At 37.6% G+C, this 23450-nt stretch carries 19 protein-coding genes; 14 read left to right on the forward strand and 5 right to left on the reverse strand.

Annotation, left to right across the window (positions count from 1 at the left end; all coding sequences use genetic code 11):
* Positions 1 to 138 precede the first annotated feature (138 nt).
* The 6 genes from dnaN to ACJV2T_RS05860 all read left to right on the forward strand — a co-directional run bounded on the left by dnaN (position 139) and on the right by ACJV2T_RS05860 (position 8902).
* The gene (dnaN, locus tag ACJV2T_RS05835; RefSeq protein ID WP_004106071.1) at positions 139 to 1263 is read left to right on the forward strand and encodes a DNA polymerase III subunit beta; all 1125 of its coding nucleotides are present in this window, start codon (positions 139 to 141) and stop codon (positions 1261 to 1263) included.
* A gap of 98 nt (positions 1264 to 1361) precedes the next feature.
* The gene (gene recF, locus ACJV2T_RS05840; RefSeq protein ID WP_415687578.1) at positions 1362 to 2663 is read left to right on the forward strand and encodes a DNA replication/repair protein RecF; all 1302 of its coding nucleotides are present in this window, start codon (positions 1362 to 1364) and stop codon (positions 2661 to 2663) included.
* A complete protein-coding gene (locus ACJV2T_RS05845; RefSeq protein ID WP_391496116.1) occupies positions 2663 to 3130 on the forward strand; it encodes a DciA family protein in 468 nt (155 codons plus the stop codon). Before recF ends, ACJV2T_RS05845 begins: the two co-directional genes overlap by 1 nt.
* Before the next feature lie 181 nt (positions 3131 to 3311).
* On the forward strand, positions 3312 to 5387 hold the full coding sequence (gene gyrB / locus ACJV2T_RS05850; RefSeq protein ID WP_391496115.1) for a DNA topoisomerase (ATP-hydrolyzing) subunit B: 2076 nt from the start codon (positions 3312 to 3314) through the stop codon (positions 5385 to 5387).
* A 69-nt stretch (positions 5388 to 5456) separates the two neighbouring features.
* A complete protein-coding gene (gene gyrA / locus ACJV2T_RS05855; RefSeq protein WP_391496114.1) occupies positions 5457 to 8087 on the forward strand; it encodes a DNA gyrase subunit A in 2631 nt (876 codons plus the stop codon).
* A 245-nt stretch (positions 8088 to 8332) separates the two neighbouring features.
* Complete coding sequence (locus tag ACJV2T_RS05860) at positions 8333 to 8902, forward strand: DUF3566 domain-containing protein (RefSeq protein ID WP_419399413.1); 570 nt, start codon at positions 8333 to 8335, stop codon at positions 8900 to 8902.
* An 85-nt stretch (positions 8903 to 8987) separates the two neighbouring features.
* Here ACJV2T_RS05860 and mscL read toward each other — a convergent pair whose 3' ends face one another.
* On the reverse strand, positions 8988 to 9398 hold the full coding sequence (mscL, locus tag ACJV2T_RS05865; RefSeq protein ID WP_116442552.1) for a large conductance mechanosensitive channel protein MscL: 411 nt from the start codon (positions 9396 to 9398) through the stop codon (positions 8988 to 8990).
* A 65-nt stretch (positions 9399 to 9463) separates the two neighbouring features.
* Positions 9464 to 10159 (reverse strand): phosphatase PAP2 family protein, encoded by a 696-nt coding sequence (locus tag ACJV2T_RS05870; RefSeq protein WP_419399401.1) that lies wholly within the window; start codon positions 10157 to 10159, stop codon positions 9464 to 9466.
* Positions 10160 to 10314: 155 nt separating this feature from the next.
* Here ACJV2T_RS05870 and ACJV2T_RS05875 point away from each other — a divergent pair, with 155 nt between their 5' ends.
* From ACJV2T_RS05875 to pknB, 7 genes are read left to right on the forward strand one after another with little or no spacing between them, the layout of a single operon-like run.
* Positions 10315 to 11016: an FhaA domain-containing protein gene (locus ACJV2T_RS05875; protein ID WP_116442550.1), complete on the forward strand. Its 702-nt coding sequence runs from the start codon at positions 10315 to 10317 to the stop codon at positions 11014 to 11016.
* 33 nt (positions 11017 to 11049) lie between these two features.
* Entirely contained in the window at positions 11050 to 11586 is a 537-nt protein-coding gene (locus ACJV2T_RS05880) for an FHA domain-containing protein FhaB/FipA (protein WP_419399402.1), read from the forward strand.
* 3 nt (positions 11587 to 11589) lie between these two features.
* Complete coding sequence (locus tag ACJV2T_RS05885) at positions 11590 to 13254, forward strand: PP2C family protein-serine/threonine phosphatase (protein ID WP_419399403.1); 1665 nt, start codon at positions 11590 to 11592, stop codon at positions 13252 to 13254.
* Complete coding sequence (locus ACJV2T_RS05890) at positions 13251 to 14732, forward strand: FtsW/RodA/SpoVE family cell cycle protein (protein ID WP_419399404.1); 1482 nt, start codon at positions 13251 to 13253, stop codon at positions 14730 to 14732. The genes ACJV2T_RS05885 and ACJV2T_RS05890 overlap by 4 nt, the downstream gene beginning before the upstream one ends.
* Positions 14725 to 16191, forward strand: coding sequence for a peptidoglycan D,D-transpeptidase FtsI family protein (locus tag ACJV2T_RS05895; protein WP_419399405.1), 1467 nt, complete (start codon positions 14725 to 14727; stop codon positions 16189 to 16191). Before ACJV2T_RS05890 ends, ACJV2T_RS05895 begins: the two co-directional genes overlap by 8 nt.
* Complete coding sequence (locus ACJV2T_RS05900) at positions 16188 to 17150, forward strand: serine/threonine-protein kinase (protein ID WP_391496109.1); 963 nt, start codon at positions 16188 to 16190, stop codon at positions 17148 to 17150. The genes ACJV2T_RS05895 and ACJV2T_RS05900 overlap by 4 nt, the downstream gene beginning before the upstream one ends.
* Positions 17147 to 19150: a Stk1 family PASTA domain-containing Ser/Thr kinase gene (gene pknB, locus ACJV2T_RS05905; RefSeq protein WP_391496108.1), complete on the forward strand. Its 2004-nt coding sequence runs from the start codon at positions 17147 to 17149 to the stop codon at positions 19148 to 19150. Before ACJV2T_RS05900 ends, pknB begins: the two co-directional genes overlap by 4 nt.
* Positions 19151 to 19553: 403 nt before the next feature.
* Here the strand turns inward: pknB and ACJV2T_RS05910 are convergent, their stop codons facing one another.
* Both ACJV2T_RS05910 and ACJV2T_RS05915 read right to left on the reverse strand, forming a co-directional pair.
* Complete coding sequence (locus tag ACJV2T_RS05910; RefSeq protein ID WP_419399406.1) at positions 19554 to 20660, reverse strand: class E sortase; 1107 nt, start codon at positions 20658 to 20660, stop codon at positions 19554 to 19556.
* A 45-nt stretch (positions 20661 to 20705) separates the two neighbouring features.
* On the reverse strand, positions 20706 to 21461 hold the full coding sequence (locus ACJV2T_RS05915; RefSeq protein ID WP_391496106.1) for a DUF881 domain-containing protein: 756 nt from the start codon (positions 21459 to 21461) through the stop codon (positions 20706 to 20708).
* A 77-nt stretch (positions 21462 to 21538) separates the two neighbouring features.
* Between ACJV2T_RS05915 and crgA the strand changes: the two genes are divergently transcribed.
* Positions 21539 to 21931: a cell division protein CrgA gene (gene crgA / locus ACJV2T_RS05920; protein ID WP_419399407.1), complete on the forward strand. Its 393-nt coding sequence runs from the start codon at positions 21539 to 21541 to the stop codon at positions 21929 to 21931.
* 63 nt (positions 21932 to 21994) lie between these two features.
* On the opposite strand, the gene ACJV2T_RS05925 is transcribed toward crgA, so the two are convergent.
* Positions 21995 to 23308 carry a THUMP-like domain-containing protein gene (locus ACJV2T_RS05925; protein ID WP_419399408.1) on the reverse strand — a complete coding sequence of 438 codons (1314 nt, stop codon included), beginning with the start codon at positions 23306 to 23308 and terminating at the stop codon, positions 21995 to 21997.
* Positions 23309 to 23450: the final 142 nt, after the last annotated feature.

Raw genomic sequence — 23450 nt, forward strand, 5'->3', positions numbered from 1 at the left:
GTCTTTATTACTACTTTTATTTATTTCTTATTTAATAAGAAAAATAATAAATACAAATGCACTGTAGATATTTAAAAATCTTTTTGTAGGCAGCATCATACTGTAGAATAAATGCAGACTTTACAGAAAAGAGGAAGCATGAAAGTAGAAGTCAACTCTGCATCATTTGCTGATGCTGTAGCTTGGACTACACGCGTAATTGACGCACGCCCTGCAAACCCTATTCTTGCAGGCTTAAAAATTGAAGCAGCAAATGGCACATTGCAACTTTCTGCATTCAACTATCAAATTTCTAGCTGCCATCATATTGAAGCTGGTGTTGACGAAGAGGGAAGCATACTTATTTTAGGTAAATTAATGGCAGATATTACTAAGTCTCTTCCTGCAGAAAAAACTTATCTAAAATCTGAAAATAATACTTTAACTATTACTTCCGGCAAATCAACATTTACTCTTCAACTTATGCCTCTTGGAGAATATCCTGATTTGCCTAAATTGCCTAATAAATTAGGTCAAGTTGATGCACCAACATTTATTCAAGCTGTAAACCAGGCATCTGTTTCTACATCTAGAGAAGAAAATAGGCCGGTTCTAACTGGAATTAGGATCCAATTTGAAGATGACACTGTTACTATGACTTCTACCGATAGATTCCGTCTATCTAGATCTACTTTTAAGTGGACACCAGAACATAATGACATTCATTCAACCACTCTCACCCGTGGATCATTATTAAGAGATATTGCTCATTCTCTTGACGATCATCAAAATGTTATTATTCATTTTAACGAGGAAGATAAGTCACTTTTAGGTTTTGAAAATTCCGGTCGCACAAGTACTTCACAAATAATTGATGGAGAATTCCCTTCTGTAGATCGATTATTTGTAGATGAATATCCTATTCATGCAATTATTAATAAACAATTATTGATAAATGCAATTAAGCGAGTATCTTTAGTAGCCGAAAGAAATGCTCCTATTCGAATGATTTTTTCAAATCAAGAGTTGACTTTGAGTGCTGGTACTGCTGACGAATCGCAAGCAAAAGAAGTACTTGATATCGATATGGATGGAGAAGACATAACTGTTGCATTTAATCCAAACTACTTACTTGAAGGTTTAGGAGCTATTCCAGAGCCATTCGTTCATATGAAAATGGCAACAGCTGTAAAACCTGTTGAATTTAATGGTCAACAGGAATCAGATGGTGATGAATCAACAGATTATCGCTATTTGCTTGTTCCTATGCGTTTTAATAATTAATATTGTTGCGATATTGCATTGTATTTTAGATTATTTTTTGATGTACAATGTAATATCGCATTTTTCTTTTAAAACTATTAAGAAAGGGTAATTAAGCAATGTATATTTCGCGAATTGCCCTTGATACATTTCGTTCTTGGAACCATATAATTTGTGATTTTAAACCTGGAATAAATGTTATATATGGCAATAATGGTTTAGGAAAAACCAATATTGTAGAAGCACTAGAAGTTACTGGTACTGGAATAAGTCACAGAACATCTTCGACATTGCCTCTTATTAAAAAAGGCTGTGAAAAATCAATAATAAGAATAAATACAATTAATAACGAAATAAATTATAAAAAAGATGAAACAAATACTGATTTAAATGATATTTCATCTTTAGAAAGTAATTTAGATCAAACAACTTATGAAATAGATCTTTACTTAAAAGGTTCTAATAGAGCACATATAAATTCTGGTAAAGCATTATATGTTAAAGACATTATTGGATTGTTGCCAATAGTTTCTTTTACTCCAAGAGACCAATTTCTTATAATTGGTGATCCTAATGTTAGGCGTACTTTTATCGATCAAGCTGGATCTTTGTTAGTACCAAATTATGTGCAAATATTGCAAGAATTTAAGCATATTTCTAAACAGCGTGCTGCACTGCTAAAAAATATTAGAGATTATTCATACAAAAATCAGACAGTTTCATTATCCGGATTAGAAATTTGGACTGGTAAATTTATTGAAAGTGGCATTAACTTAACAAAAGCACGCCAAGAAACTGTGCAAATTATTAATAAATATTTTAAAAATATAATTAAATCTTTTACTAATGAAGAAAATACGGAAATAATATATGTTCCTTCTTTTGAAGAAGTATTATTTGAAAAAAATAGTGATGAAAATATTGAAAATAATAACGAGCTTTTTTCTAAAATAAGTGAGCATTTTCAACGTATTTATGAGGGAGAGCTAGCTAGAGGATGCAACCTTATTGGCCCTCATCGTGATGATATTGACTTTGTTATTAATAATATTTCTGCTAAAGATTTTGCTTCGAATGGTGAATCTTGGACAATTGCAATAGCTTCAAAAATGGCATTATGCAAGGCGTTAGAAGAAAAAAATAATAATAAACCTATTGTTATTCTCGATGATGTCTTTGCACAACTTGATGAAAATAGGCGCATAAGAATATTAAATTTTGCACTTAATCAAGGTCAAGTTTTTATTACTACTTCTTCTCTTAGTGACATTCCTAATGAAGAATATATTAAAAAAACGAATCTTATAAATATTGGAAAATTATTAGAAAAAAATAATGAAATTAATAATTTTAGTGAAGAGCATAATAATATTTTGCTTGATTTAATAGAACAAAGAAAAAATAAGCAGGAGGAAAAGTAATGATTCCTGTTAATATTCTTTTAAAAATTGATACTCGAAAATTACCTGCAATTATTTTTGATCCTATTAATAAGAAAGCTGAACGCGAAAATAATCGTGAAAAAAATGCAGAACAAGCTTGGGAAAATTTTGGAAAACCTGGTAGAGATCCTAAATTATTCTGCGGTATTTTAAAAAATTTTGCTTCTGAAAGTAATTGGAATAGTCAACTTTCTATAGCAAAATTACGTTCTTCTTGGCATAAAGTAGTAGGGGAAAGCATTGCAAAACATTGTGAAATAAGTCAAGTTGTAAATGGTGTGCTTATCGTTCGTGCTCAATCAACAGTTTGGGCAACTCAACTTTCTTACTTAATTCCACAATTAAAAGAAAAAATTAATAATAACCTTGAAAATATTGAAATAAAAGAAATTAAAGTTATTGGTCCGACAACGAGTGGATTAGGATTTTTAAGAAATAAATTTTAATAAAAGTATTATATTTTTTTAAAAATAGTAAAAACGCCTCTTTCTGAAGAGAGGTCATACTATGTGTGTAGAATGTCATGTATTATGGCTAAAACGCTAGAATCCCCTTTTATGTGCTTTCTAGCATGTGTTGGCTCTATAAATGCCTTTTAATATGAGGCAATTTGTGAAGGGACCTAAAGTGGCAAACACGGAAGATAATTCGATGGATGATGCCGTTGAAGAGCATAAACTCGATGATGCTCAACTCGATGATTCACTTGCTCCTGAACATTATGATGCGAGTGACCTTCGTGTTCTAGAAGGATTAGAGGCAGTTCGTATTAGACCAGGTATGTATATTGGTTCTACTGGTCCTCGTGGATTGCATCATTTGGTTTATGAGATTGTTGATAATTCTGTTGATGAAGCTTTGGCAGGATATGCTTCGCATATTGAAGTAACAATTTTGCCTGATAATGCTATTCGTGTTGTCGACGATGGTCGAGGTATTCCAGTAGATGAAGTGCCAGGCGAAGGTGTTTCTGGTGTTGAAACAGTTATGACTAAACTTCATGCTGGCGGTAAGTTTGGCGGCGGTGGTTATGCTGTTTCTGGTGGTTTACACGGTGTAGGTATTTCTGTTGTTAATGCACTTTCTACTCGTGTAGAAATTGAAGTTCGTCGTCAAGGATTCCACTGGACTCAAACTTATGTTGATCAGCATCCAACTGCTCCTTTGGCAAAAGGTGAGCCAATGGCAGAAGGAGAATCGACTGGAACTTCTGTGACTTTCTGGCCAGACGGAACAATTTTTGAAACAACAGTTTATGATTTTGAAACCTTGCGTTCTCGTTTCCAACAGATGGCTTTCTTAAATAAGGGTTTGAAGATTTCTTTAACTGATTTACGTAAGCCAGATGAAGCTGGAGATGAAGTTGCAGGTGATTCTGAATCTTCTAGTGAAGAAAAGCATAGAAGCGTAAGCTACAGGTATGAGCATGGTATTAAAGACTATGTTGATTACTTGGTTAAATCTAGAAAAGCTGTTCCTGTAGAGCCAGATGTTATTGACTTTGAGGCTGAAGATCTTGAAATTGGTATTTCTGCGGAAATTGCTATGCAATGGACTGTTGCTTATTCTGAAGCAGTTCACACTTTTGCTAATACTATTTCAACTACTGAAGGCGGTACTCACGAAGAAGGATTCCGTGCAGCACTTACTACTTTAGTTAATCGTTATGCTCGCGAAAAGAATATTCTGAAAGAGAAAGATACTAATCTTTCTGGTGATGATGTTCGCGAAGGCTTAACAGCAGTTGTTTCAGTAAAGCTTACAACTCCACAGTTTGAAGGTCAGACTAAAACAAAGCTTGGTAATTCTGAAGCTAAGACTTTTGTGCAAAGAGTTATGACAGAAAAGCTTGGAGATTGGTTTGATGCTCATCCAAATGAAGCAAAAAATATTATTCAAAAAGCTATAGAAGCTTCTCGTGCTCGACTTGCTGCTAAAAAAGCTCGCGAAAATACTCGTCGTAAGTCTATTTTTGAAACTGCTGGAATGCCAGATAAGTTGAAGGATTGCCAGTCAAGTAATCCTGAAGAATGTGAATTATTCATAGTCGAGGGTGATTCTGCAGGTGGCTCAGCAATTCAAGGTCGCGATCCTATTACGCAAGCAATTTTGCCTTTGCGCGGTAAGATTTTGAATACCGAACGCGCTTCAATCGACAGAATGATGAAGTCTGAAACTATTGAATCCTTAATTACTGCTGTTGGTGGCGGTTATGGTGAAGACTTTGATTTAAGCAAGGTTCGATATCACAAAGTTATTATTATGGCTGATGCTGATGTCGACGGTGCTCATATTGCTACTTTGAATTTGACACTATTCTTCCGCTATATGCGTCCTATGATTACTGCAGGATACGTTTATGTTGCTATGCCACCTTTGTACCGTTTGAAGTGGAGCAAGGGGGCACATGACTTTGTTTATACGGATGCTGAGCGAGACAGAGTTTTAGCAGAAGGTAAAGCTGCTGGTCGTCAACTTCCTAAAGGTGAAGGTATTCAGCGATACAAGGGCTTGGGTGAGATGAGTTATCAGGAGTTGTGGGAAACAACAATGGATCCTGAACATCGTATTTTGAAGCAAATTCATATTGAAGATGCTGCTCGAGCTGATGAAACATTCTCCATGCTTATGGGTGATGAAGTAGAGCCTCGTAGACTCTTCATTCAAAGAAATGCTCATGATGCAAGGTTTATTGACGCTTAAAAGTATTAATTTATTCGAAAATATAAAAAGAAAAAACTTTAATTTTTATAAGATTAAGAAGGAATTGAAGTGGTAGACGAAATAAATTCCGCTAGTGATGATGCTGAGCGAGATCAGCTTCCAGATGGTTCAATGGAACCACAGAGCCCTCAGGAAGCAGATAATACTGATTATGGCTTAATGAAGGGTGCTCGCGTAAAGAACATGGATTTGCAGCAGGAAATGCGCGAATCTTATTTAGCTTACGCATTATCTGTTATTGTTGAGCGTGCTTTACCAGATGTTCGTGATGGTTTGAAGCCTGTTCACCGTCGTGTTATTTATGCAATGTATGACGGAGGATACAGACCTGATCGCGGATATAACAAGTGTTCTCGCGTTGTTGGTGATGTTATGGGTAAGTATCACCCTCATGGTGATTCTGCTATCTATGACACTTTAGTGCGTATGGCTCAGTCTTGGTCAATGCGCTATATGCTTGTTGATGGTCAAGGAAACTTTGGTTCTCCTGGTGACGATCCTGCAGCAGCAATGCGTTATACGGAATGTCGTATGGCGCCATTGGCTATGGAAATGGTACGAGATATCGATAAAGATACCGTTGATTTCTTGCCAAATTATGATGGTAAAACTCAAGAGCCTACAGTTTTGCCAGCTCGTTTTCCAAATCTTTTAGTTAATGGTTCTGCTGGTATTGCTGTTGGTATGGCAACCAATATTCCACCTCATAATATGCGTGAAGTGGCTGATGGTGTGCACTGGGCTTTGGAGCATCCTGATGCAAGCAATGAAGAACTTCTTGAAGCTTTAATTCAGCGAATTAAAGGACCTGATTTCCCTACTGGAGCAACGATCTTAGGTCATAAAGGAATTGAGCAAGCGTACCGTACAGGTCGCGGCTTAATTACAATGCGAGCAGTAGTTAATACTGAGGAAATTAAGGGACGTATGTGCTTGGTTGTTACCGAGCTTCCATACCAAGTTAATCCTGATCGCTTAGCTGCTTCTATTCGTGAAGCTGTACGAGATGGAAAAATTCAAGGTATTGCAGATATGCGCGACGAAACGTCTGGCCGTACTGGTCAGCGTTTGGTTCTTGTTCTTAAGCGAGATGCTGTTCCAAAAGTTGTTTTAAATAACTTATATAAGCATTCGCAATTGCAGCAAACTTTCGGCGCAAATATGCTTGCTTTGGTTGATGGTGTTCCTAGAACTTTGAGTTTGGATGCTTTTATTCGTCATTGGGTAAATCATCAGCTTGAAGTAATTGATAGGCGTACACGTTACTTAAAGCGTGAAGCTGAAGAGCGAGATCATATTTTACAAGGCTATTTGAAAGCTTTGGATATGATCGATGAAGTTGTTGCTTTAATTCGTTCATCTAAAGATGTTGAAACTGCTCGTACTGGTTTAATGAATTTGCTTGATGTTGATGAAGTTCAAGCAGATGCCATTCTTGCAATGCAACTTCGCAGACTTGCAGCTTTGGAACGTCAGAAGATTCTCGACGAGCATGAAGATTTGATGATCAAAATTGCTGATTACAACGATATTTTGGCAAGCCCAGAACGTCAGCGCAAAATTGTTGGCGATGAACTTGATGAAATTGTTGCAAAATATGGTGATGATCGCAGAACTAAGATTCTTCCATTCTCTGGTGAAATGAATGTTGAAGATCTTATTGCTGAAGAAAACGTTGTTGTAACCGTAACTCGTGCAGGCTATATTAAGCGCACTAAAGCAGACGAGTATCGTGCTCAACACCGCGGTGGTAAAGGTATTAAAGGCGCTAAATTGCGTGAAGATGATGTAGTTGATCACTTCTTCTTAACTTCTACACACAATTGGTTGCTCTTCTTTACTAATCGTGGTCGAGTTTACCGTCTGAAAGCTTACGAACTTCCAGAAGGATCTCGCGATTCTAAAGGTCAGCATGTTGCTAATCTGTTGCAATTTACTCCAGGAGAAACAATTCAAGCAGTATTATCAATTCCAAATTATGATGTTGCTAAATACTTGGTATTGGCAACTCGTTCTGGAAAAGTTAAGAAAACTGCTTTACAAGAATATGATTCTCCACGTCAAGGTGGTTTGATTGCTGTACGCTTGATGGCAAATGAAGAAACAGGTGAACCTGTCGACGAGCTTATTGGTGCAGCTTTGTGCAATTCAGAAGATGACATTATTCTTGTTTCTAAGCTTGGAATGAGTTTGAAGTTTAGAGCAGATGATGAACAACTTCGACCAATGGGACGTCAGACTGCCGGCGTTCAGGGTATGAGATTCCGTGAAGGTGACGAATTACTCGATATGGACGTTGTTGCAGCAGAAACTAGTAAAGATCTTCTTGTTGTTACTAATGAAGGTTTTGCTAAGAGAACTGCTATTGAAGAGTATCGTTTGCAAGGAAGAAACGGCTACGGTGTTAAAGCTGTTCAACTTGCAGAGGGTCGCGGTTCTTTGGTTGGTGCCTTGATTGTTGAAGAAACAGATCAAGTAATGGCAATTATGAAGTCCGGTAAGGTAATTCGTTCTGACGTTAATGAAGTGAAGCGCACTGGTAGAACAACTCAAGGTGTGACTTTAGCTAAGCCAGATAAGGGTGATGAAATTATTTCTATTGCCCGTAATGAAGAAACGGATGACGAAGAAAATCAATTAGAAGAAAAAGAAGCTACTTCAGAAAATGAGGAAGCTTAAGAAACTTCTTATACAGAATAATATTAATAATATTATTTCGTAAAAATTTGAGAGTACTAATAAAAACTGTTTTAGTCTGTTTTTATTGGTACTCTCATTGGTATAATGACACTGATTATAAGCAAATTAATAAGAGAAGGAACACTGAGATGAGCGAAAATTTTGAGCCATCGCAAAATCCGATGAATATGAATGAGGAATCTGCAGGATTTTTGTCTAATAACACAGAATTATATGCAGAAAAAATGGTTCCTTCTAATGAAGCTAATCGTTCAAGTGAAGAAAATAATTTTGATGAAGTATCTGGTAATTCTTCTTTAGGAAATATTGTTAAAAATTCATCATCATCTGTACGTGTTAGTGGTAGTTCCAATACTTATCGTCGTACAATTGGTGGCGTTGCTTCATCCATTTCCAATAAATCAAATGCAACAAAATCAGGACGTGTTCCGCGTGCTCGTCGTATGAGTCTTTCTTTAGTAAGAGTAGATGCATGGTCCGTAGCAAAAGTAACATTCCTTCTAAGCGTTGCAGGAGGAATTATTCAAGTTATTGCTGCAGGTTTGATATGGTTGTTCTTGAATATGATTGGTGTATTTGATCAAGTAACGCAGATTGTTTCTTCTACAGGCTTGGATAGTAACGGTTTTAATCTTGCAGATGTGTTCTCACTACCAACAGTATTAAGTGCTGTAACTATTTTTTCAATTGTAGAAATAGTCATAATAACCGTATTATCTGCAATAATTGCCCTTCTATATAACGTTGTTGGTTCATTAGTTGGAGGAATTCACATTACTTTAGGTGACGACTGATAGTGTGAATAATTTAGTTTTAATTAATAAAATTCCCACTGTTTACTAAGAAGCAGTGGGAATTTTTTATAAGAAAAATAAGAAATTAGCGTTTTACTAATTCGTCACGAATATCTTGTAACAGTTGAATAGTTTTTTCTTCACGTTCTTTTCTTTTTTCTTCTTCAGTTTTTTCATGTTCAATTTGTAACAAATCTGCACCAATTTCACGTAATTTATTAATAGGTAAAACAATGCAGAAATAAACTGCTGTAGCAATAATAAGGAAATTCAATAATGCACCAATTACTGCACCAAAAGAAATTGTTGCACCATTCATACTAATAGTTAGAACTCCATTAAGTTCTGGCTTTCCGAAAATCATTGCAATAAGAGGATTAATAATATAATTAACTATCGTTGTTACTACTGCAGTTACTGCACTACCCATAACAACACCGACAGCCATATCGATTACGCTGCCTCGTAAAATAAATTTTTTAAATCCTTTTATCATTAGTATTTTCTTTCTTTTGAAAATTATTGAATATTAGATTGTGAGTTAGAATCTAGTACTTGTTCTTAGTAAGTAGGTTCATTATTATTTCTGTTGTCAATATATAAATTATGTCGCTGGAACGAGCGCAAAATTGTAACAGAAAGTAGTGGATATATAATTGCTGCAGCTAATACATCCGTAGGGAAATGAGCAGCTACAATAATACGTGAAACAGCAACTATAACAACAAGAATTGCGCTAAAAAGTAATCCAAATTGAATTGACGATGGCTTATTAATATAAAGAATTAACATTGCCATAACGCAAACCGCTACAGCTGCTGAAGTATGACCACTTGGGAAACTAGGATCAGGTGGTAGTTTAATATTCAAACCAATGTATGGACGCGGACGATTTACAGCAAATTTAACTGCAAAAATATAAATCATAGGAAGAAGTGAAATTAAAAGTTGGATTATTGTAATCTTCCAATTTTTATTTATAAATAATGAAAGTGCTGCTAATAAAACAAGTATTGCTATGCAACCTTTAGTTGAAAAAATTAAAGCTAATATTTTTGAAATACTGAGAATTACAGATGGAACACTTTTGTGGAACCAAGCGACTATTGAAGATTCGTAAGTGCGCTCTTTACTTGTAACTAGTAATGCTTTTCCTAAGCACGGAATAACAACTGCAAGTAATAGTGTAAAAATAGTAGCGGAATTTCTAGTGAAAACCGATAATCCGCTGTGATTACTGTTATTTTTCTGCATCATACTTGTTAAGATTACACGCACAATGATGTAAATGCACGTTGGAGAGTACGAAATAATATGTATAAAAAAGAAAATATATTAGAAGAAAAGCGTGTGGGAGTTGAACACCGTACCCGGTGACGAGTACTATGATGAACAGATAGAAAGGGTTTACCATGAGCGTGTTTGACCGATTTGAGAAGAGCGTGGAAGGTGCAATGAACAGCGTCTTCGCAAAATTCGGCTCCAAGGATTTACAGCCAGTCGATTTTTCGAGTGCTTTGGAACGTGAAATTGACGCTGAAGCTATGCCAATTGGCAGAGATCACACAGTTGCTCCAAATGAGTACCGTTTTAAGCTGAGCACACCTGATTTTGATCATATTGAACAATGGGGCAGTGAAGCATTAGCTAATGAGCTTGCAGATAATCTTACTCAATATGCTAAGAGTCAGCATTATGCTTTCGTAGGACCTGTAGTTGTTATTTTTGAAGAGGATTTGGAATTAACTAAAGGTAATTTCCATTTGACATCCGAATCTGTTCAAGGTAATGCTGTTCCTGTTACCACAGATGATCAGCAACAGAATCATCCTATGCTTGAAATTAATGGTAACCAGTACTTGCTTACAAAGGATCGTACTATTTTAGGACGTGGATCTGGTTGCGATATTGTAATAGATGATCCAGGCATTTCTCGTCATCATCTTGGTATTGATATAACTCCTGACGGTGTTATTGCTCGTGATCTTGGATCTACTAATGGTACATATGTAGAGGGTCATCAAGTTCCTGCAGCAACATTGGTTGATGGTAACACTATTACTATTGGTCGTACGCGTATTCTTTATTGGGCATCGTCTCAAGACCAGGAGTAGTGAGTATTTCCGAGCTAGGAGACGATAACGCGCATGATGTTCACTGAATTAACGTTCGCAATACTTAAGTATGGCTTTCTAGTCTTACTGTGGATTTTTGTATGGTGCGCTATCCGTTCGCTTCGCTGCGATATTGAGGTATTTAGTCCTAAAAAATCTCGTTTTTGGAAGAAAAATTCTCGTCGTAATTCTCGTGAAGCAAAGTTTTCACAAGTTGTGCAAGTACATGAAACGCCAGTATTTACAAAAGCAGAAAATCAAGAAAATGCGTACGGTTCTCCAACTTTGTTAGTTGTTATTGACGGACCTTTGGCAGGATCTTCATTCCCATTGAACGCTGCTGGTGTAACTCTTGGTCGTGCTGCGTCTAATACAGTCGTATTAAATGATGAATTTGTATCTTCGCACCATGCTCGTGTTTATTTTAATCAGTCAGTTAATTCTTGGGTTCTTGAGGATTTAGGCAGCACAAATGGAACCATGATTGGTCATAATCGTGTTACTGAACCTGTTATATTAGCTCCACGTACTTCTGTGCGAATTGGCGCAACAATGTTTGAATTGAGGTAACAGATGAAACAAGTCAATTCAAACGACGAAAAAGAAATTCAGACTGCAGTTACTGGGCAAATAGAAAAAATATCATCTATAACAGATAAAAATGATATTAAAGAAAATTGTGCGAATTCTGTAGAAAAAATACTTTTTATGTATGCTACGGCTGTCAGTGATGTTGGAACTGTTCGTAGTAATAATCAAGATTCTGCATTTGCTGGTGAACATTTAGCAGCAATTTGCGACGGAATGGGTGGTCATGCTGGAGGAGATACAGCTTCTACTATAGCTATTCGTTCTCTTGCGCATATTGAACAAGATTCAAGACCACATGATGTTAAAACTGTTTCTTCAATGATGGAAACATCTATTATGGCTGCTCATGATGCGATTGTTGGTAAAGCTAAGCGTGAGCGCCGTCTTGCTGGAATGGGAACGACAGTTACTGCAGTAACTCTTGTAAAAGGATACTGGGTTCTGGCTCATTTAGGTGATTCTAGAGCGTATTTACTAAGCGATAATCATCTTATGCGTATGACTACTGATCATAGTTATGTTCAGCATTTGATTGATACAGGTCATATTACGCCTGAAGAGGCGCGAAATCATCCTCAGCGAAATGTTGTTATGCGAGTGCTAGGTGATTTTGATATAGATCCTCGCCCTGATATTGCTTTGCGTTCAGCGCATCCTTCTGATCGTTGGCTTCTTTGTTCTGATGGATTGTGTGGAGTTCTTGAAGATTCAACTATTCAAGATGTGATGAGTAGTATTTCTAATCAAGAGGAATGCGCTCAAAAATTAGTATCTATGGCACTTCGTGCTGGTAGTACAGATAATGTTACAGCCGTTATTGCAGATGCAACGCTTGCACTTGATGCTGATGCATTTGATCTTCCACATCAAACTCCGCTTATTGGAGGAGCCGCAAGTAATGATCTCGAATCAATTGCAGATATTGTAAATAAAGCAGTAGCTTCATCACCAGCATTGCGCGAAGATAAGAATTCACCAGCTCAAAGAGCAGCCGCACTAGCTCAAGATGATGATAATTCTGAAAACACAAATGAAGGAACAATATCCATTACAAGAATTGTGCAACCTTCACATATTCGCGAAGAAGATGGAGAATTACATACACCTGACACTAATGAGATTCCTATAGTCAAAAAGAAGAATGGTAAAGTTTCCACGGATCCTCATGATCCAGATGTTGCTCGTGCTGTTAAACATGAGCAGGATGAGGCACATCGTGCTCATTCATTGAGGCGCAGGTGGACTCGCATAGGCATGTCTTTGGTAGTATTGCTAGTATTATTTGTTATTTCTGGGATAGGCTACGGAGTATATGCGTGGACTCAAACGCAATATTATATTGGAAAAGACAGTAACAAAGTTGTTATTTACCAAGGAGTGCCAACAAATATTTTCGGTATTGCATTATCTCACGAAGTGGAATCTACCAACATTCCTGTTAATAAACTAGATAAATCTTGGCAGGATCAATTAAAAGAAGGAATTAGTTTTGGTAGCTTAGCTGAGGCTCGTGGTCATGCTTCGTTAATTCGTCGAGAAATGCGTGCACGAGAACAAGAAAAACTTAATGAACATAATCAAAAGAAATTAGAAAATAAAATAAATAAAAATAAAGATAACGCGAAGCAGGAGGATAAAACCTCATGAATATGATTGCTACGCGTATAAGACAGATAGCATTGTTGCTTTTTGCAACTCTGCTTTCTGGAATGGCATTTTTACAGATGTTTTTCCGTGTTGACGGTTATATTTCTGCTAATTATGCAGCAATGTTGATTCTTGTTATGGTATTGTTTTTTGTATTTTGGGGTGTTCTTCTTGTTAAACAGCCATATGCAAGTCAAGCTATTTTACCTTGTATTATGCTTTTAACTGCAATTGGAACAGTTCTTATAGCTAGAATCGACAGACAAAATAATACAAATGTTGCAATAAAACAAATGGTGTGGATTTGTGCAGCACTAGTATTATCAATTATTTTCGTTATTCTTTTGAATGATTATCGCATTTTAAGGCGTTTTTCTTATGTGAATATGGTCATAGGCTTGATTCTTTTGCTTTCACCTATGGTTCCTGGGTTAGGTAAAGAAATTGGTGGAGCGAGAATTTGGATAGGTTTTGGCGATCACACAGTGCAGCCAGGAGAGTTTGCTAAGCTTTTCTTGTCGTTCTTCTTTGCAGCGTATCTGTTTAATCATCGTGATCGACTTGCTGTAGGTGGAAATAAAGTTTTGGGAATTCACCTTCCTCGTTTACAAGATATGGGACCTATTGCTTTAGTATGGGCCGCATCAATGGGCGTGCTTGTTATTCAGCATGATCTTGGAACGTCATTGATGTTCTTCGCAATGTTTGTGTCAATGTTGTATGTTGCAACAGGTCGCAGAGGGTGGATTGCTGTTGGAGGTATTGCTTTTGTAGCTGGATGCTTGATGGCAGTAAAGTTATTCGCACATGTGCAATATCGTGTGGATTCGTGGCTTCACCCATTCGACAATGCTGTTTATAATCGTTTCCCTGGTGGCTCAGCGCAGATTGTATCTGGATTGTTTGGTTTGGCTGCTGGAGGAACAACCGGAACAGGTTTAGGACAAGGTCATCCTTCTATAACACCGCTAGCTAATTCTGATTTTATTTATGCTTCTGTTGGTGAAGAGCTTGGTCTTACTGGGCTTCTAGCCGTATTGGTTTTGTATTTAATTATTATTGCATCCGGAATGATTACTGCAATGAAAATTAAAGATGGCTTTGGAAAATTATTAGCTTCAGGGCTTGTTTTTACTATGGCTTTCCAAGTGTTTACTGTTGTTGGTGGAATTACTTTGGTTATTCCATTAACCGGTTTAACTTTGCCTTATATGGCAGCTGGAGGCTCTTCTTTAGTTGCAAATTATTTGCTTGCATCTTTGCTTATTGTTATTTCTCACGCTGCAAATAAGCCTGAATCTGCTCCTGTTTCAGATACTTTCCAATACGCGGCCTTAGCAGCATTGCGCGAGCGTGAATTGCAAGAGAGAGCTAATACGAATACAAATAATAGCGAATATAACAATACAGATTATGAAAATAATATAGATGCTTCTGCTGTTATTTCCTCTTCAGAAAGAGGTGATAACAATGAATAAAAGTCTTAGAGAACTTTTTACTGCAGTATTGGTACTTTTTGTAATACTTGGTATTTCTAGTACACTTATTACTTCTATTAAAGCGAATGCTTTGAATTCTGATCCTAGAAATCGCAGAGCTTTATACCATGAGTTTGGTGCTCCGCGTGGAGCAATACTTACATCAGATGGCACAGTTATAGCGAAATCTGAACCATCTAAAGATGCTTTTGTGTATCAACGTCAGTATTCTAACGGATTAGTATATGCTCCAGTTACTGGATATTTTTCTATTAGTCAGCGTGCAGATAGAGGAATTGAAGCTTCTCGCAATAGCTTATTAAGTGGAGAATCAGATGCTCTGTTCTGGCAAAAATTCCGTTCATTATTTACTGGAGCAACTAATCGCGGAGCTTCTATAGAGACGTCAATTGATTCACGCTTGCAAAATCTTGCTTACAATCTTCTTAAAGGTAAAGATGCAGCTTTAGTTGCAATTGAGCCAAAAACCGGAAGAATTCGTGCTATGATAAGCACTCCAAGTTATGATCCGAATGATCTTGCTCTTCACAATATTAATGAAGTAAATAAATCGTATGAGAACATAACATCAGATGTGTCAAATCCTATGCTGAATCGTGCTGTTTCTGAGCTTTACGCTCCTGGCTCTACGTTCAAAACTGTTGTTGCTGCAGCAGCACTAGAATCTGGAAAATACAAACCTGATACGAAAATACCTGCTGGTGAGAGCTATGTTTTGCCTGGAACCAAAACGTCTCTTACAAATGTCACTTACCAAGCGAATGGCGTTGATGGAAAAATATCTTTTGAGGATGCTTTAGCATATTCCTCTAATACTGCTTTTGCTCAGTTGGGTAATTCTTTAGGTGCTGACGCAATTGTAAAGCAGGCAAGAAAGTTTGGATTCTTTGATTCGCTGACTATTGATGGTTCTGATTCTACTGGATTCCCAATGCGATCCGTGAAATCTACTTTTTCTATTAAGCCAACTCCAGATAGACTAGCTCTGGAATCAATAGGTCAAGGTGATGCTAAGGTTACACCTTTGCAAAACGCTATGATTGCGGCAGCTATTGCAAATAATGGAACATTGATGAAGCCTACTCTTGTTGATTGTGTAAGATCTAGTGATTTGTCAGTATTGTCACAAACTAGACCAACTATTATGAACCAAGTAATGAGTAGTGACAGTGCATCTAAATTAACTTCTATGATGCAGGCTGTTGTTACAAAAGAAAATCCTAATCTTGCTTTACCTAATATTCATGTTGCAGCTAAAACAGGTACTGCACAGATTGGAATGTATAATCAAGCTGCTAATGGTTGGGTTATTGGATTTGCTCCTGCTGAAAATCCTAGAATAGCTATAGCAGTTATAGCACATAACACAAGCACATTTGGTAGCTATGCGGCAGGACCTATTATGCGACAAGTGATGGAGGAGGCGCTTAAACAATGAAACTCGTTGAAGGACAGTTGGTTCATCATCGTTATAGACTTGATCGCCGCCTTGCTCAAGGCGGTATGGGAGAAGTTTGGAAAGGCTTTGATATTCAACTTGGGCGAATTGTTGCTATTAAAGCGTTACGTACAGATACAGTAAACGTTGAAGCAAAGTTACGCCGTCTTCGTGCTGAAGCGCATAATTCTGCCAATTTAGCACACCCTAATATTGCAGCTTTATTTGACTATTATGAGCACGATGGTATTGGATTCCTAATTATGGAATATGTGCCAAGTAAATCATTGGCAGATTTGTATCATAAAGAAAAAATTATTGAGCCTACCAAGTTACTTCCTATTCTTATTCAAACAGCTCGAGGACTTTTTGTAGCTCATTCTCATGGCGTAATTCATCGCGATGTAAAACCTGCAAATATTATGGTTTCTGATACTGGCAATGTGAAAATCACAGATTTTGGTGTGTCATATTCCAGCGACCAAGAACAAATCACTCAAGATGGCATGGTAGTTGGAACAGCTCAATATATTTCTCCAGAACAAGCGCAAGGTGAGCAAGCTACTGCGCAATCTGATATTTATTCGTTAGGTGTTGTTGCATATGAAGGTTTGTGCGGACATCGTCCATTTACAGGAGCAACGCCGGTAGATATTGCTGCTGCACATGTTAATGATCCTGTGCCACCTTTGCCAGAAAATGTTGATTTGCAATTGCAACAGTTTATTATGTCTATGCTTGCAAAGAATCCAAAAGATCGTCCAAAAGATGCATTAGTCGTGTCGAAAGTATTATCTCGTATTGAGCGCAGACTGCTAGATCAAGAAACAGCCTTCAACAATACAACAGGAGTACTTTCTACAAATTTGCGGCAGCGAAGATGTATTAAGAGTATGCCTCAAAACCAAGTAAATATTATTAACATTTTTAATACCAATGATCGCAAGGAGCAGCAATGAATACCACAATGCCTACCTCATTAGCGAATGGTCGATACGAATTAGGGGAGCTTATTGGTCGCGGCGGCATGGCAGAAGTGCGTGTTGCTGTTGATAAGCGCTTAGGTCGTACAGTTGCTGTGAAAATTATGCGTTCAGATTTAGCGAACGATGAGATTTTCCTTTCGCGATTCCGCAGGGAAGCGCACGCCATTGCGCAGATGAACAATCCTAATATTGTAAATATTTACGATTCTGGAGAAGAATCTGTTATAGCAGAAAATGGCTTAGAAGAGCGTTTGCCGTATCTCGTAATGGAATATATTAAAGGAAAAACATTACGTGATGTTCTAAAAATGAATGGAGCTTTAAGTCAGAGAGACGCTGAACAGGTTATGCTCGGCGTGCTCAATGCTTTAGAGTATTCACACAGAATGGGTATTATTCATCGCGATATTAAGCCTGGAAATATTATGATTTCCGAACAAGGCTTAGTAAAAGTCATGGATTTTGGAATAGCTAGAGCTCTTGATGATTCTGCAACAACTATGACACAGTCTCAAGGTGTTGTTGGAACAGCACAATACTTATCTCCAGAGCAGGCTCGTGGTGAACAAGTAGATATGCGCTCTGACTTGTATTCTGCAGGATGTGTGCTGTATGAAATGCTAACTGGTCGTCCTCCTTTTATTGGAGATTCAGCTGTTGCTATCGCATACCAGCATGTTTCAGAAGTAGCGACTCCTATTAGCACACTTGTTCCGGGTATGCCTGCCATGTGGGACAAGATTTGTGCTAAAGCAATGGCAAAAGATAGACAAAACAGGTATGCAACAGCATCAGAATTTAAGAATGACATTCTAGCGTTTATGAATGGCGGAGTTCCTGTTGCAGCAGCATTCAATCCGTTGACTGATTTAGCTAATATAAAGGCGCGTAAGCAGGCTGAGCAGAATGCTGCAAATATGGCTATGGGAATGACAGATGGTGCTGCAACTCAATCGTTTAATCCTATTACTGGTCAAGTTGAATCTGCAAATATTGCATTTTCTCCTAGCACGCGTGCGTCACAAAGAGCGACAATGCAAGCGCAACGTCGTAAACGTGTAGTAATTGGATCTATGGTTGGAGTGTTGGTAACACTATTGGTTCTTCTAGGTGTACTGTTTATGCTCAATCGAAGTCGTGCTACTGGAGATGTTGTAGTTCCAACATTTATGGAAACAACAACTCAAGATGCTGCCCGTGAAAAGTTGCGTGCACTTGGTTTGGTTCCAGATATTCGTGAAGATGATCACTCTTCTCAACCTGAGGGAACTTTCACTAAACAATCGCCGCGTGGAGGTGAGCATGTTGCTTCTGGATCCAAGGTGACTGTATGGTTCTCGGTTGGACCACAATCAACTCGCGTGCCAGATGTAAGTGGTAAAACACAAGAAGCTGCTCGTAAAATGCTTGAGCATGCCGGATTTAAGATTGCTAATGTTCGAGTAGAAGATAGTGCAGACATCAAGAAAGATCATGTAACTCGCACAGATCCTGACGCAGATTCGTTTGCTGATAAGGGTACGTTAATTACTTTGTATATTGCATCCGGCTTAACTAAAATTCCTGACGGTCTTGTTGGTCAAAGCAAAGACATTGTTATCAGTCAATTAGAGAATTCTGGTTTTACTACGGATGTAGTTAAGGAAGATTCAGATAATGTGCCTGAAGGTTCTGTAACTCGACTAAATCCAACATCTGGTTCCTCTGTTAAACCACACAGCTCTGTTACTGTGTATGTTTCGCAAGGTGCTCCAAAAATTGAAGTTCCTAGTATAGATCTTGGCACTGTTACATTCAAACAGGCGAAGAAAATACTTGAAGCAAAAGGTTTGAGAGTAGTATCTGATTCAATGGCAAAAGATGACGATATAGTCATTAGTATGTCTGAGGAAGCAGGAAACAAGGTTGAGAAAGGCAAAGCAATTACATTAATTACACGCCCAAGCCTTAGTTCCCCGTCTGATTCAGACTGATTCAGATTTGTTTTAGATTTGTTTTAGATTGAATCTGTAAAAATAAATAATATATATATGCTGCTTGTACTACAAGAAAAGTAGAACAAGCAGCATTTTTGTATATCTAATGAGAATCCGTATATAGCTTATAAAAATTAATGCGTGAAAATAGATCTGCAAAAATAGATTTATATTAAGTTGCAGAGCATGTTATAAAACGAAAAAATAGCTGTTTAAGATATGTTTATTTGTTTAGACATAGTTTTACAGCAATGCATGATTTTATACGTTTCTATAGGCTTTTATTTTATTAATAAAAACAAAAGGCGACTGCGCTTAATACGCAATCGCCTTAAATGTTTTTATTTTGCAAGTTTTAAAGTAATTTAAGAATATTTAAAACTTACTATTCAATCCATTGTCATATAGTTGTTGAGTAATTAGACATCTGCTGAAGTAATGGAATTGTAGATGCAGCCCAAGGGAAAATCCACTGGAATAGCACTAACACAATGAAGAAATAAATCAGAATCGAAAGAATCCAACGAATCACTGTGATGCCTGGCTGTATGCGCAAAATGCCGCCAAAAATGCTTATGTCAGGCTTTCTCTTTAATCCAGCGCGAATAGCGCGAAGCTCTGGCCATTGCCAAGCGATTGCTCCTGCTGCGAAAATCATCACATATACTAACAAAACAAACACCATAATTGGCACTAGCGAAGAAAGCTGAGAAGCCAGAGATTGTTGTTCATTGTTAATAAACTTCACTTTTCCTTGCTCGTCAATAGTGGAAAGTTCTTTTGGAATACCATCGCTAATCTTTGCCCAATAAGCAAACGTTGCGTAGCTAATCCAGCGATGAGTTGCAGCAGTATACTTAGGCTCACAAGTTGTAAGAGTAAGCATACGTTTTGTTGGTTTCTCACCAGGATGCTCAGGATTTGCATCAACAACTTCACCGTGATCTGGTGTAACAATCTTGTAAGAAGTGTATTTATAGACGAACCAGTAATCCTTTGTGCGAACCACTATTGGGTCGCCAGGTTTCAGTAAGTCTACGTCTCCCAATGGCTGACCATAGCCATTTCGGTGTCCTGCTACTGCAAAATTACCCATTGCGCCAGGCATTTGCGTGGTTGGATAATGACCCAAACCGCGTTTGCTTAATATTTCTGGCGTAATTCCTTCTACAACATTTCGTTCCCACTGATTTCCAAAACGTGGTACATACAAACGAGCCATAAGGTCTTCAGACTTTGGTTTTTTTAAGGCTGGCGGGTCAGTATTCTGAGGTAAAGCAATCTTTGTTTTATCACCAGTTTTTGGGTTTTGCCAAGATATTGCTTGACGATCTTCTATTTGAGTGTGCTCAGCCTGCTCTCCAGTCCACCACATTTGCCATGCAATGTACAGTGCGCAAATAACTGCAAAAGCTATCAACAGTTCGCCAAGAACTCCAGCGGCTTGCCACCAGAAATTCGAGCTGCTACGCTTCGTTTTTCTTTCCTGCATATTAGCAGATTGCATAGTGTGCTACTCCTTTATTGATGTATGAAGACTTTGCAACATATTTTATTTGTTTAGCACTTTAGGAACTGTTGCGTACCTTAATGGTTGCAACAAAGCCGATGCCTCAGGGAATCGCAGATTATTCTTTTTCTCCACTTTCCATCCTAATCCAAACGAACTTACGTACTCCTTGTAGGTGTTTATGGCTGGTGAATTGTTTAGAGCATCGACCATGCCATCCATTGGACCAATAGCAGATATTTTATACGGTGGCGAGTACTGATGACCTTGCAGCATAAGAACATTACCAATACAAATAACTGCGGAATTAAATAATACTCTCTGATCTTGAATAGTTATCGCTTCTGCTCCGCCGCGCCACAAAGCATTTACTACAGCTTCAATATCTTGTTGGTGGATTACGTAATCATTAATATTTCCGGATGTTCCGGAACCATTAACCGCTCCTTTCCATAAAGGAGAGTCGTTAAGAGTTACAACAATACCAGGTCCTTCAAGTTTTGGGAGTACTGTACTGCTTCCAGTATCAGAAGATTCTTTTCCTTCACTAGTGCTGCTGCCAAGCGTTTTATTAAGTAAATTAATTTTAGAATCTAAAGATTTTATATCTTCTCGTAAATTTTTTGTGCGCTGCGAATTTCTTTCAACCATTTGACTCGTATTAGAAGTCACAAAAGCAGAGCGGTTTACGCGCAAGTTAAGAACGAATAAATAGCCGGTAAGAAATACTGCGACAGCAACAGCAAAACTGCTTAACAGCGAGTGTTGAGCACGATGTTTCCCAGTTCTCTTAGCCATATTTTGCCTTCATTCTTCACGCGTTCGAGTGTAACCACTATTATAGCGTGTAGCCGATTGATTGGAGAGTTACAGTTATGGCTGATGAAGAATTGCACACGACTGCAGCTGACGACGCTGCAAAGAAGAGCGATACGTCAAATGAGAATACTTATGGCGTTCCTATGGATGAAGTTGAAGCAGTGTTGAATGCTACTGCGGATAAAGCAACGCTTTCTCCACAGATTCAGAAAATGATGCAGCGTCAAGCTGAAAATAGGAGACGTGTCGAAGAAAGCATTAAAGGCACAAAAGCTAATGCCGCATGGTTTGTGCCGCTGTTCTGCACATTAATGGTTGTTGGATTAATTTGGGCTGTTGTTTATTATTTGAACCCTGTGCTTCCAATTCCTGGAATTGGTGCGTGGAATTTAGTTATTGCATTAGCAATAGTAATGACTGGATTCATTATGACAATGTGGTGGCGTTAGTCTGTAAAACAAACTGCTTAATATGTTTTAAAAGTAGCTATGCAAATGTTGCGTAGCTACTTTTTATTTTGGTGCTGCTACTGCTCGAATAAGTATGTGATTTTTATTGCTATCAGTTGTTGCAATAATTCTTGTATTTCCGCCATCTTGTAGGTTTAATTTTTTGCGCAATGCTTCTACGGATATTGGAAAGTTACGAGTAACAATATTTGCATGAGTAATATCAGCAAAAGTTTGTTTTATTTCGCGTTTATTCATGCTGCATACATTTTCAATTTTCCATGTCTTTCCTGGAAATTCTGAGTAGTATTCTTTCGATACGTAAACATGACTATTCGCACTGATTTGTTGTATATTGTATTGAGTTTCTAACAATGAAAAACAGCCAGCTTTCATGATTGCTGCATTTGGCTCATAAACGTATTGCGACCATTCTTGCCAGTTACTTGTATCTAAAATTTCATCTTTTTTATTATTTTCTTCTCTATTATTTAAAACATTTGATTCAGGCTGTATTGACACCTGATTTGTTGAAGTATTGTAAGTTGCTTGTATAACAGTTATCTGATCATCGTTTACGCAATATACTGGTACTTTTGTGTGCTGAGAGTTACTGAGTATTATCAATAGTTCCTTGCACTCGTTATTATGTGCGACTATGTGTACGGCTTCTACATTGCCACTGAAATCACTAACTGTTTTGTGCCAATCAAGCATTGGAGAAAGTTTAATAATCACTATTTCTGCTTTAGTGAGCAACTGATTTTTAAGATCTAATACGTTTGGAGTGCAATCTTCAATAGCGTATGTGCGAGATCCTTGTTTGTTACGACGAGCTGGATCAACGTATATTATCGTTGACTTAGGAATATTTTTGAGTGCATCAAGGCTATTGTTGTTGTAGCATTTTACGTTTGTAATACCAAGTGCATTCATATTGTGATGTGCAATGCTAGAAAGTTCGTTTTGCTGTTCAATACAAATAGCAGAATCGAAAACTTCAGACATTATTGTGCAATCAACTCCAAAGCCGCCAGTAAGGTCCACAAGTGTGCTACTAAAAGTTTCTGAATTTAATTTGTTGAGTAGTTCTTTTGCAACATTTGCTTTGTATTGTGCTGTTGATTGAGAAGAACACTGTTCCATAGAAATGTGTGCAGGATATATGGCTTCGTTGCATGAAGCCCATTTTGGCAGTTTTTGTTGCGCAATCTGCCTACCTGCTATTTGGTTAATTGCAAACTGTATGTCGATATTCGCGTTGCGTGGTGCTTTAAGAGCAGCTTTGCTTGGCGACAATTGTGCATTTTCTTTAATAAAAGTGAGTGTAGAAGCGTTTGCTGGTTCGATTGTTTTTGGAACTTGAAGTGTAGGCATGAATCTCATTCCTTATTGAGGTGTAGAAGATTTTAGAGCAGGTAAAGTTAAAATTATTTAGTCGATATGTAGTCCACAAAAAATTTAAATTGTGGATAACTCTTATACACTTGTGCACAGGTTTGAAAAAGGCAAGTTATCA

This window comes from Gardnerella phocaeensis (genome assembly GCF_048545075.1).
Taxonomy (GTDB): domain Bacteria; phylum Actinomycetota; class Actinomycetes; order Actinomycetales; family Bifidobacteriaceae; genus Bifidobacterium; species Bifidobacterium vaginale_J.

Bases quoted from the DNA above. Each gene is read 5' to 3' on its own strand.
- dnaN (WP_004106071.1), top strand. From the start codon at position 139: ATGAAAGTAGAAGTCAACTCTGCATCATTTGCTGATGCTGTAGCTTGG.
- recF (WP_415687578.1), top strand. From the start codon at position 1,362: ATGTATATTTCGCGAATTGCCCTTGATACATTTCGTTCTTGGAACCAT.
- ACJV2T_RS05845 (WP_391496116.1), top strand. From the start codon at position 2,663: ATGATTCCTGTTAATATTCTTTTAAAAATTGATACTCGAAAATTACCT.
- ACJV2T_RS05860 (WP_419399413.1), top strand. From the start codon at position 8,333: ATGGTTCCTTCTAATGAAGCTAATCGTTCAAGTGAAGAAAATAATTTT.
- mscL (WP_116442552.1), bottom strand. From the start codon at position 9,398: ATGATAAAAGGATTTAAAAAATTTATTTTACGAGGCAGCGTAATCGAT.
- ACJV2T_RS05870 (WP_419399401.1), bottom strand. From the start codon at position 10,159: ATGATGCAGAAAAATAACAGTAATCACAGCGGATTATCGGTTTTCACT.
- ACJV2T_RS05875 (WP_116442550.1), top strand. From the start codon at position 10,315: ATGAGCGTGTTTGACCGATTTGAGAAGAGCGTGGAAGGTGCAATGAAC.
- ACJV2T_RS05880 (WP_419399402.1), top strand. From the start codon at position 11,050: ATGATGTTCACTGAATTAACGTTCGCAATACTTAAGTATGGCTTTCTA.
- ACJV2T_RS05885 (WP_419399403.1), top strand. From the start codon at position 11,590: ATGAAACAAGTCAATTCAAACGACGAAAAAGAAATTCAGACTGCAGTT.
- ACJV2T_RS05890 (WP_419399404.1), top strand. From the start codon at position 13,251: ATGAATATGATTGCTACGCGTATAAGACAGATAGCATTGTTGCTTTTT.
- ACJV2T_RS05895 (WP_419399405.1), top strand. From the start codon at position 14,725: ATGAATAAAAGTCTTAGAGAACTTTTTACTGCAGTATTGGTACTTTTT.
- ACJV2T_RS05900 (WP_391496109.1), top strand. From the start codon at position 16,188: ATGAAACTCGTTGAAGGACAGTTGGTTCATCATCGTTATAGACTTGAT.
- pknB (WP_391496108.1), top strand. From the start codon at position 17,147: ATGAATACCACAATGCCTACCTCATTAGCGAATGGTCGATACGAATTA.
- ACJV2T_RS05910 (WP_419399406.1), bottom strand. From the start codon at position 20,660: ATGCAATCTGCTAATATGCAGGAAAGAAAAACGAAGCGTAGCAGCTCG.
- ACJV2T_RS05915 (WP_391496106.1), bottom strand. From the start codon at position 21,461: ATGGCTAAGAGAACTGGGAAACATCGTGCTCAACACTCGCTGTTAAGC.
- crgA (WP_419399407.1), top strand. From the start codon at position 21,539: ATGGCTGATGAAGAATTGCACACGACTGCAGCTGACGACGCTGCAAAG.
- ACJV2T_RS05925 (WP_419399408.1), bottom strand. From the start codon at position 23,308: ATGCCTACACTTCAAGTTCCAAAAACAATCGAACCAGCAAACGCTTCT.